Raw genomic sequence first — 11,017 nt, forward strand, 5'->3', positions numbered from 1 at the left:
ACTTAAGAGGAAATATCTCTTGGTTTAGTTGTGGAGAGAGGTGATGGCACAAAATTTATCCTTAACTTGCAACTGTATCAGTTTAGACCTGGTTTTAAAACAGCATGGAGCCTAAACTACCCCAGTCAAAATCGAGAGAGCTTTCCGAGGTGACGGATGAAGCTTTGTTTGTGGCGCTCAAAAATGGCGACTCTTCGGCATTAAGCATTTTATTCAATCGTCATGGTCGCTTAGTTTATGGATTGGCGCTGAAAATTTTGGCAAACTCCCAAGAAGCCGAAGATTTGACTCAAGAAATTTTTCTCACGCTGTGGCGAAAAGCATCTAGCAATCCAGATTGTCGCTTTTTTGTGCGCTATCTGGTGACGATAACGCGATCGCGAGCGATTGATAAACTTCGCGCTCGCAGCAGACAACTAAAACTTGTGGAAAAATGGGGACAAACGATGACAAATGAAGCAACATCAGAGCCAACACCCGTCGAACAGGCGAGTTTTGCAGAGCGATCGCAACGAATTAATCATGCTTTGCACCAACTTCCTCTCAAGCAGCGCCAAGTAATCGAACTGGCTTATAACCAAGGATTAAGTCAGTCAGAAATTGCCAAACAACTTGATATTCCTCTAGGCACAGTCAAAACCTGCACCCGCCAAGGATTACTAAAACTCAAGCGCATTCTACTAGATTCTGATTTATTAGCATATGAATAAATCTTTCGATCCCGAACACATCAAAAACCTCGCTGCGGGATTTGTCGCTGATGATCTCACCCCTGAAGAAGCTGAAGAGTTTCGGCTGTTACTTGATGAACATCCAGAACTGATTACCGAAGTTGAGGATTTACAGGAAGTTCTGCGACAAGTGTTAGATGGCTTTACCGAGGTAGAAGCACCAGTGCATTTGTTGCCAAAAATTCTGGAAAAAGCTGAAGGTTCTGCCAAACAAGTGACTGTAGATAATATTCAAGTTAAGCGAACTGATACTTCAGCACCAGTGCGATACTCCACAGGAGTCGCTACGCGATCGCAAAGACAATGGACAAAAATTGCTGGTAGTATTGCAGCGTTGTTGGTGGTAGTTCTAGGGGTTGATAACTATCGGTTGCGTCAAAATCTGGGTGTTGTCACAGCAGACAATCAAAGATTACGGCAGGATTTTGCTCAAGCTCAAGCGGTTAAGAACCTACTGCAAAATTCGCAAACGCGATTGTTTACTTTTAAAGCAGTCAACTCTACAAATAACAGTTCGGGAAGTGTAATTATAAATCCTGAAAAACAAAAAGCAGTGATGGTTTTCCAAAATCTTCCTGCTCCACCTCCTGGTCATGTTTACCTATTATGGACAGTTGTTGCCAACGAAAAGTTACCCTGCGGTGAAGTCAAGCCCTATTCCTGGGGAACTGCTTCATATGAGTTACCATTTACAAATCAAATGTACAAAGAATTTTATCACCCACAATTTTCCGGGTTAATTGTGACGCTGGAAACAGACCCAAACGTCTCTCGTCCTACCGGAACTGTAGTGATGCAAAGTTCACAAATTTAATATTTATCATTAGATTTACAATGATTGCACAGAAAAGCCTTGATATTCAGTCTCAAGACTGGCTAGTCAAAGATAGTGGTGATTGTGTTGCGCTTCACCTTCAAGAACTAGCCTTACCAGAAAAGCCCTATCGTTTATATCGATTTCTTACAGAACTAGAAGATATCCTCGATACTGTAGACGATAATTGCGCTCGCATCCGGGCGATCGCGCCGTTAGTGCGGAAGTTACTGACTAGTTCCTATTGGCTCCAAATGGAGTTTACCGAACCACCTGCTGTTCCAGGCTGGTCTGTCCAATTCCTGTATGATGAATATGAATTTCCTCTTACAGTGCAGATGGTTGCTTGGCTACCCGGTCATATTTCTCCCATTCATAACCACAGTACTTGGGGAATTGTTGCTCTTGTCAGTGGGCAGGAAAAGAATCAGTTTTGGCGGCGAGTCTCTCAAGGAGAGGCTACGCCAACACCCACATCAGAATACCCATCCCGCATCGAATATGTCGGGGAAAAAATCTTAGTTCCTGGTGAAATTATTGGCTTTACACCAGATGCTATCCACAATATTGAAGTGCTAGGAGAAGAACCAGCCATTACGTTTAATCTTTACGGAGTCACCAACTATCAAGAGCGTTTTGAGTTTGATCCTGTCACCCACACTGCTAAAAAGTTTTGAAGGAAAGCATGAGATTATTAACCCTAGTTGCGGGTTATCATCTATTCATTTGGTGACATTTAATCATCCAAAACATATTTCTAATTGGAACCAAGATAGAGATTTTATACTTTCGCTTTTACCTGAAGATTGCCATCGTTACTATCAATTTCTTACATAATTTATAATACATTCTCTTTTGTCTACTTCTTTATTGTCCCACATCCGAGCTAACTTTGCCTTATTAATAGCTCTAAATTATCATGTTTAGTTATTTTTTCGAGAGCCTCATAATATTTACAATTTTGATCATAAATGTAAGTCAGCATAGAAATTTACTTATCAATTATCGGAAAAATATATTTGGTGATTATTGCTCCTGATTGACAATTGACTCGACATACTAAATCAAGTTATTCACGCTTGGTAAAATCTCTTTCTGGAACAAAAAGTATTTTTTGATTCTTTATTGGTAAATTTATTTCAGTAATTACCGATTGTGACAGCATGGGTGCAGAATATGGGTTTTAGAGATAATGGATGAAGCATGATGTTCAAAGAAGTTGAGTGTTGAGAGCGAACGCTATTCCACCACCGCACCCAGCGCTTGCAAAGTCAAAATCGTCGCCTCTGTTAATCCTTTCACACCAGTAATATTCATCCCCTCATAAAGTCTTTTCGCCCTCAACATTCTTATACACTCCCCCGTCTCCGCATCCCAAACCCTCACTGTTTGGTCTTGTGAACCACTGGCAACAAATTGCCCATCTGGACTAAAAGCCACAGCAGACACCAAATGAGTATGTCCTACGCAGATATGACGACATTCCCCAGTTTTCACATCCCAAATTCTCACTGTTTGGTCATGGGAAGCACTAGCAAGAATCTGCCCATCAGGACTGTAAGCGATGGAAAAGACCCAGTTGGTATGTCCTGTGAGAGTTCTCAGACATTTCCCTGTCTGCCAATCCCAAAGTTTAATTGTTTGGTCTGTGCTGCAAGTCGCTAAAATCTGATGATCTGGACTAAATATCGCAGCGTAAATCCTGGCATTATGAGCTGCTAAAGTTTGCAGAAGACCAGTTTCACAATCCCACAATCTCACAGTTTGGTCTACACTGGCACTAGCGAAAATTTTTCCGTCTGGACTAAAGGCGATCGCAAAAATTTTATCTCGATGACCAGTAAAAGTTTGCAGGCATTGCCCGGTGCGCCAGTTCCACAGTTTAATCGTACAATCAGCGCTACCACTAGCAACTATATCACCTTTGGGGTGAAAAGCCACAGTATAAGCCCAATCTGTGTGTCCTTGTAAAATTTGCAAACATCGCCCTGTGTTCAAATTCCACAATCGCACTGTGGCATCAGTACTAGCACTAGCTAATATATCTCCATTGGGATGAAAAGCCAGTCCGTAAATAAAGTCTGTATGTCCTTCCAGGCTGACAAGAAATTTACTCGTTTGCCAGTCCCATAGTTTCACAGTTTTGTCATTACTACCACTAGCAATAATTTGCCCATTCGGACTAAATATCACAGGCAGCGCCCAATCTGTATTACCATACCAAGTTTTTAAACATTGTCCATTGCGGTAATCCCATAACCGCATGGTTTGGTCTAAGCTAACACAAGCGATGGTTTGATTATCTGGACTAAAAGCGACACAACAAACTTCATTAGTTTGTCTGTGTAGTGTTTTGATACAAATGTGGGTATGACAGTCCCAAAGTTTAACAGTATAGTCACCACTACCACTAACAAGTATTTCACCTTGGGGACTAAAAGCAACTGCATAGACACTGTTCGTATGTCTTGTGTAAGTTTTAATGCATTTACCAGTGTGGTAATTCCAGAGTTTAATTGTGCGATCGCCACTCCCACTCGCTAAAGTTTGCCCATCTGGATTAAATGCTATTGAACGTACCCAGCCTTGATGTTCAGTCAAAGTTTTCCAGCATTTACCTTCACTTACATCCCATAGCTTAATTGTGTGGTCAGCACTACCACTAGCCAAAGTTTCTCCATCGGGACTAAACGCAACGCAACGCAGCCAATCTGTATGTCCTGTCAGTGTTTTCAGGCAAATACCATCGCGGATATTCCATAATTTGATTGTGCGATCGCCACTAGCACTAGCTAATATCTGACCGTCTGGACTAAATGCTACAGAAAATGTCTCATGCTCATGTCCAATCAACGTTTTTATACACACACCATCAGCGACATTCCAAAGTTTAACTGTGTGGTCAGCACCACAACTCGCTAAAATTTCCCCATCTGGACTAAACGTTACAAAGCGTACCCAGTTAGTATGACCTTGACAAATCAACAATAATTTTCCTGATTTCACTTCCCACAGACGCACATGACAATCAGTGTCACAGGTCGCCAATAATTCACCATCTGGGCTAAAGGCAGCAAACAAAATATTACCTAGAGTTTCCGTAAAAATACAGTGAGATAAATCTGAGCCTGAAAAATTGACATCATGTAAATTTACACCCTGTAGATAGGCTTGCCAAAGCGTTAAACCGGAAAAATCAAAGCCACTGATATCAACCTGTGCTTGGTGTAATAAATTCAGAGTATTTCCTGCTGCATATCCCGTTTGTTTGGGTGTTTGTCCGCGCAAGTTCGAGAGAATTTGATTAAGATTAAAGGAAATATTTTCAGAACTGCCAAGCTGTGTAGTCAATTCGTTGATAATAGGTTGCAAAATCAGGTTTATCTGTGTCTCCCGGACATAATCTTTAGCTAAGGCTTTAATTAATGTATGACTTGCAAACAGAGAAATTTCTTGAGTGACTATTTCCTCAGATACTCTCTCAATTATCTGGTTAATGACATACTCCATCACCACAGGTTGCTGAGTGAATGTAGAGACGTGAAATTTCGCGTCTCTACTTAGTTCAATAAAAGAACGTCTTTGTAAAGACGAAAGGGACTCTAGCAATTCACGCGGTAGGATATGGGTAACGAAATCTATTTGTAATTCTGACAATGAAACCGGTTCGCGGTTGATTGCAATCCAAAACATAATTTCTCGTTCCAACGTAGTGAGACGATGGAACTGTTGGTCAAGTAGATCGCGAATATCATCAAATATAAATGCACCTTGCTGGGAAATTTCCAGAAATTGCGAAATACTACCACCAAAAAAGTCGCGAATAGAAGAAGCGACAATCTTCAATGCGAGGGGATTTCCACCATAACGCGAAATCAAAGCTTGCCATTGAGCATCCGAGCCTGTGAATTTTCCTTTAACATTGAATAATGAACGTCCTTCTGTCTCTGGTAAACCTGTAAGTTGCAGAGAACGCACAGGTAAACTTTCCCCTTCAAACCTTGCAAGTCCTTGTGGTTTCTCTCGCGAAGTTAAAATCAAACAACTTTGGTGCGAAGTTTCCGCCACACATCGCACAAGTTCACCATATCCCTCGTATCCACTTCGATAACGACCAGTGCGATCGCCTGAGCGTAAAATTGACTCAGCATTATCGAGAATCAACAGACAACGCAACGAACGTAAATATTTTAGTAACAGCGAAATTCTCCCTTCTAAGTTAGCTGGTAAATTTGTTTCCTGTTGTCTGGATAAAAACTGAATCAACTCAGCCAAAATATCTTCAGCTGGGGGAGCATTACGAAGACTCCGCCAAATAACAGACGCTACATCTTGAGTCTCTACAAAGATTTGTTGCGCTAGCTTGACAGCCAAAGAGGTTTTACCAATTCCACCCATCCCCAGCAGCGTCACCAAGCGGCAATTTTCTTGTACAATCCAGCGTTGAACTATGTTTAATTCTTCTGCACGTCCATAAAAAATTGAGACATCAGGCGCTTCGCCCCAGTCTGCGTGAGGATGAGAGGAAGACGCGGGGAATAACTGTTGACTGTTGACTGTTGACTCCTTCTGTGAAACTTCTTCCCAATTCACCCCCAAAACTTGGCAGTAAGCTTTAAACGCCTCAGCGTTAATAGGGTGTTTTCCTGCTAAGAAGCGCTTCCAAGTTCCTTCTGAGATACCATTCGCCAGAACCCCTTGTTCTTGCCAAGAAACTCCTAAAACTTCACTAGCTGACTGAATCCATCTAAAATCATCGACAGACCACTCCTTTGCAATTCTGGCTTGCTTAATTTTTGCTAGTCCCTGTTGAGAAGCTTTGAGAGTAGCCACGATATTTTAAGTGTGTTTGACCTGAGTATGAATAGAAATCGCTGAGAATTAAGCTCAACTGTCTAGGTATAAATATTGTAGAACCAGGATGTCATTTGCAATAACACATTAATAAATATTCGCCAAGATCAGTTTTTACTGTGTTTAATTTTTGCCAAACTGATCTTGAGCAATTCAGGTTGTGTAATGAAATATTAAGAAAGCGACGTTACTGAATTGCTGACTCATCCAAAAATCCAAAATCTAAAATTCCAATGTCTTTTCATTCTGGAGAAATCGCCGTCCAAACCCAAGCGGGAGTGCGAGAAGAGGCGCAGCGTCTGTGTAGTCTCATTAGCAGTGTTATTAAACCAGCTGCTCAACAATTCTTGCGTACCCAGCAATTGGTCATTGCGAGTACGGTAGACACGAAAGGTAGAGTTTGGGCATCATTGCTTACGGGAGAACCTGGTTTTGTGCAAGTGTTAAACCAGCAGACTTTACTGATTGATGAGTTTTTCTTAGCAAGCGATTTGTTACATCAAAACCTGGGTGATAATCCACAAATCGGTTTACTTGTAATTGATTTGGTAAATCGTAGGCGCTTGCGTCTTAACGGTAAAGCAGAAATTCAGCCAGGAGGAAAGATAAACGTCAGTATTGAGCAAGCGTTTTTTAATTGTCCTAAGTATATTCAAGTGCGTCACTTAGACGTAGTAACTACAGAATCTTTAGAAAACCCTGCAATCTTTACTAGAGAGGCTTTGAATGAGAAGGATAAACACTGGATTACCCAAGCCGATACTTTTTTCATCGCCACTTCCCATCCGGAAGTTGGTGCAGACGCATCGCATCGAGGTGGATATCCGGGATTTGTGCAAGTTTTAAATAGTAACAAGCTGGTGTTTCCCGATTACGCTGGTAACAATATGTTTCAGAGCTTCGGTAACTTGGCTGTAAATGCAGGTGCAGGTTTATTGTTTATTGATTTTGAACAAGGACATACTCTGCAATTAACAGGAAAGGCAAAAGTAATTTGGGATGCAGAGCGCTTAAGTAGTTTTGCTGAGGCACAGCGTTTAGTTGAGTTTGGGATAGATCAAATTTTGGAAACCCGAAATGCTACTCCCTTACGGTGGCGGTTTGGGGAATATTCACCTGTGAATCCGAGGTAAAGATTGAAAAACTTTTGTCCAATTTATAGTTTCAGCAACGATTTTTATTCGTAACTCTAATCAGAAAACGTAGAGCTTCATTTACTGCTTGAGAATTAGGAAACATTTCTGCGACATCTGGTTCTAAACGAACTGTCAATCCTTCAAGATTCTTATGATCATGTTCAAGTTTTCTCATACCGTTGCTTTTGCTTTTCAAAGCCTGATCTGATTGAGGTCTATTCTCAGGCATAAGCTTTTGGAATGCTGGATCATTTAGTTTGTTAGCAAGAGATTCCCAACTACTAGCTTTCAGTTTAAAGTGATCCTTTGCTTCACGTAATATTTTAAACTGTTTCTTGAGAATCTCAACTGTATAAATGTCTCTTTGATATGTCTGGGTTTGTTGGTTAAGGTCTTCTTCAACCATATCGACTACTTCATTAATAAGGCGATCATGATTTTCGGAAATTTGAGCAGCAGCCCCTAAAATACGAGATGTTGCTTTTATCTGCACCTCAGTCTCTTGTTTGAGTCGGTCAGCAATATTGCGAATTTGCTCTCCCAACTTTGTTTTATTTTGAATTCTTGTGGTTGGTACTGATTTTTTGCTCATGAGCGTGCTTGTTTATTCCGAAAGTATCTCTTTAATTGCAAGCCAGATGCGTCTAAACTTTTGTATCAGACCTACAGTATTGCTTATTGTTTCGTCTTCCACTGAATCAACCAAGGATTGAATCCGATCCATACGCTCTGCTACAACGTAGAGGTTGTTTATAGCTTCATCCTTACTTACTAGAGATTCACGCAATAGCACAACCATCTGAGCAATTTCCCGTTTTAGTCGTTCGTTCTCGGCTTTACGACGAGTTTCCCATCCTTTTTGTCTAATTAAAGTGATAAATATTACTTTAATTACTATGCTATCAAGTCTTGTTTCAAAAAACACATCCATAAAAATTATTTTTTGTCAAGACCAGTTTTTCAAGTTATTCTTCGCCGCAAAACTGATCTTTCGCATTCTAGTGCGATCGCGCGATTCTAAGAAATGGAACAGTTAGGAGAATACTCCCGCGCTCAGTAGACTCCCAACGCTGGCGAGGTGTCTTATGTCTAAAATTATTGCTATTCATTCTTTTCGGGGCGGAACTGGTAAATCTAACTTAACAGCAAATTTAGCAGTGGCGATCGCCCAAAAGGGAAACCGAGTTGCAGTCGTGGATACTGACCTTAAGTCTCCAGGTATTCATAATCTGTTTCACACTGATCAGATTGTTATTAAAAATACTTTAAATGACTATTTGTGGCATCGTAGTGTCATTCGTGAAACGGCTTGCGACATTAGCTCTCATATAGGGATAGAAGGCAAAGGTAAACTTTTCCTAATTCCTTCTAGTGTAAGTGCTGATGAAATTGCCAGAATTGAGTACGAAGGATACAACGTTAGTCTACTCAATAGTGGATTTCGACAATTAATCGCAGAACTAAATTTAGATTACCTATTTATTGATACTCACCCTGGTCTGAGTCGAGAAACTTTATTATCTATCGCTATTTCTGACCTATTGTTGGTGATCATGCGCCCAGATTGCCAAGACTTTGAGGGAACAGCAGTTACAATCGATGTTGCTCGTCAGCTCAAAGTCCGTAACATGATGCTAGTCGTTAATAAAACACCAATGAGAATGGACTTTTCAGCACTACAACAAAAAGTAGAAAAAACTTATAACATAACCCTAGCAGGTATCTTGCCACTGTCAGAAGATATGGTGCAACTAGGTAGTTGTGGCTTGTTTTGCTTGCAATATCCCAATCATCCTTTAACTGGGATGTTTAAGCAGATTGCAGAAAAAGCAATTATGGAAATTTGCCAACTGGTATAAGTGAAGACAAATGACTGATAGTATTGGAGAGAAAATTATACCTTTTGAACTAGCCTTGAAGCTAGCAGATGCGGCTGTTTTTGCTGAGAACTCTAGACATTTGAGAAACATTGAGGTTGCTGTTTTGCGGGGATCTTGGTTAGGTCAAAAATATGACCAAATTGCAGTAGAGAGTGGTTATGCTCCTGAATACATAAAACATGATGTCGGGCCAAAACTATGGCATATCCTTTCATCTAGTCTGGGAGAGAAAGTCAGTAAAAATAATTTAATGGCTGTTTTGGCACAGCGAGCTATTCATGAAGAGGACACGGAGACACGGGGACTGAGGGACGCGGGGATTGAGGAACACTGGGACAGGAGAAATATAGATGAAATACTCTGTGCGTCACCGCATCTCCCAACGCCATTAGAAGCACCGTTTGGACTGGTAGCATTGGACTCTACTTTTTACGTAGAACGTCCTCCCGCAGAATCACGCTGTTATGAAGAAATTACTCGATCAGGAGCGCTAATTCGCATCAAAGCGCCTAGTCAAATGGGTAAAACTTCTCTAATGGTGAGAATTCTCGCTCATGCGAAAAAACAGAATTTTGATAGTGAAGATGGACTGGAAGTACATACTGTAGCCCTTAGTTTACAGCAAGCAGATCGAGCAGTTTTCACTGACTTGGATCGGTTTTTGCGTTGGTTCTGTGCATCTATTACTCGCAAGCTCCACTTGCCTCATAGAGTAGAGGATTATTGGAGCGAAACCTTTGGCAGCAAAAGCAACTGTACAGCTTACTTTGAAGACTGTTTGCTACCGGATATAAACGGTATTTTAGTTTTAGCTTTGGATCAACTTGATGAAGTATTTTTGCATCCAGAAATTGCTGATGATTTCTTTACCTTGTTGCGATCGTGGTATGAAGAAGCAGCTTATGGAGATAGTGGTAATCCTCTCTGGCAAAATTTACGCTTAATAATTATTCATTCTACAGAAGTTTATATTCCTTTAGATATTAATAAATCTCCTTTTAATGTAGGATTGGCAATAGAATTGCAGGCGTTTACAACCGAACAAGTCTTTAGTTTACTTTCATGTTATGGATTGAATCTATCAGAAAGTGAAGTATCTGAGTTAATGCAACTTGTGGCAGGACATCCTTATTTAGTGCAACAAGCTTTCTACCACCTAGCACGGCATGACCTAACTCTCAATCAGCTAGTGCAAATGGCTGCTACAGATGCAGGAATTTACAGCAATCACCTACATCGGCATTTACGAAATCTCCAAGAACATCCTCAATTAGCGGCAGCATATAACCAAGTTTTAAAGTCATCACAATCTGTAGAGATGGAACAGCTTTTAGGATTTAAGCTACACAGTATGGGACTTGTTACTTTACGAGGGAATCAGGTGGCAATCAGTTGTGAATTATATCGACGGTATTTTGGGAGAGCTATGACAGTAGATAAGTAAATTTTTGGATTGTAAATTGAGTGTTCGTAATCGCCAAAATACCAAAATTGAGTTAATAACATTACTATTTCATAGTACAAAGATTCATATTGAAAAGGTAAACTTAAAATCTTAACCTCTCACGGATGGCAACACCCAAATAAATTAGGCAAGGTAAA

Annotated in this window: 9 protein-coding genes; 6 read left to right on the forward strand and 3 right to left on the reverse strand. The window is 40.6% G+C overall.

The features are described from left to right. The first annotated feature begins 104 nt into the window (after nt 1–104). The 3 genes from AC5JMK_RS14050 to AC5JMK_RS14060 are packed head-to-tail and all read left to right on the forward strand — an operon-like array spanning nt 105 to nt 2,222. Nucleotides 105–710, forward strand: coding sequence for a sigma-70 family RNA polymerase sigma factor (locus tag AC5JMK_RS14050; protein ID WP_096678132.1), 606 nt, complete (start codon nt 105–107; stop codon nt 708–710). Next, on the forward strand, nt 703–1,545 hold the full coding sequence (locus AC5JMK_RS14055) for an anti-sigma factor (protein WP_096678130.1): 843 nt from the start codon (nt 703–705) through the stop codon (nt 1,543–1,545). Before AC5JMK_RS14050 ends, AC5JMK_RS14055 begins: the two co-directional genes overlap by 8 nt. Nucleotides 1,546–1,565: 20 nt before the next feature. Continuing rightward, the gene (locus tag AC5JMK_RS14060) at nt 1,566–2,222 is read left to right on the forward strand and encodes a cysteine dioxygenase family protein (protein WP_096678128.1); all 657 of its coding nucleotides are present in this window, start codon (nt 1,566–1,568) and stop codon (nt 2,220–2,222) included. Nucleotides 2,223–2,784: 562 nt separating this feature from the next. Here the strand turns inward: AC5JMK_RS14060 and AC5JMK_RS14065 are convergent. Then, entirely contained in the window at nt 2,785–6,378 is a 3,594-nt protein-coding gene (locus tag AC5JMK_RS14065) for a WD40 domain-containing protein (RefSeq protein ID WP_096678124.1), read from the reverse strand. A 254-nt stretch (nt 6,379–6,632) separates the two neighbouring features. On the opposite strand from AC5JMK_RS14065, the gene AC5JMK_RS14070 reads away from it, so the two are divergent. Then, nucleotides 6,633–7,532 carry a pyridoxamine 5'-phosphate oxidase family protein gene (locus AC5JMK_RS14070; protein ID WP_096678122.1) on the forward strand — a complete coding sequence of 300 codons (900 nt, stop codon included), beginning with the start codon at nt 6,633–6,635 and terminating at the stop codon, nt 7,530–7,532. Between the two features lie 31 nt (nt 7,533–7,563). Here AC5JMK_RS14070 and AC5JMK_RS14075 read toward each other — a convergent pair whose 3' ends face one another. Continuing rightward, entirely contained in the window at nt 7,564–8,127 is a 564-nt protein-coding gene (locus AC5JMK_RS14075) for a hypothetical protein (protein WP_096678120.1), read from the reverse strand. Between the two features lie 12 nt (nt 8,128–8,139). Beyond that, the gene (locus AC5JMK_RS14080) at nt 8,140–8,466 is read right to left on the reverse strand and encodes a hypothetical protein (protein ID WP_495910380.1); all 327 of its coding nucleotides are present in this window, start codon (nt 8,464–8,466) and stop codon (nt 8,140–8,142) included. A 154-nt stretch (nt 8,467–8,620) separates the two neighbouring features. On the opposite strand from AC5JMK_RS14080, the gene AC5JMK_RS14085 reads away from it, so the two are divergent. Continuing rightward, nucleotides 8,621–9,394 (forward strand): MinD/ParA family ATP-binding protein, encoded by a 774-nt coding sequence (locus tag AC5JMK_RS14085; RefSeq protein WP_096678118.1) that lies wholly within the window; start codon nt 8,621–8,623, stop codon nt 9,392–9,394. Between the two features lie 10 nt (nt 9,395–9,404). Further along, complete coding sequence (locus tag AC5JMK_RS14090; RefSeq protein ID WP_096678117.1) at nt 9,405–10,859, forward strand: AAA-like domain-containing protein; 1,455 nt, start codon at nt 9,405–9,407, stop codon at nt 10,857–10,859. Nucleotides 10,860–11,017 lie beyond the last annotated feature (158 nt).

The sequence above is a fragment of the Pelatocladus sp. genome (assembly GCF_059505505.1).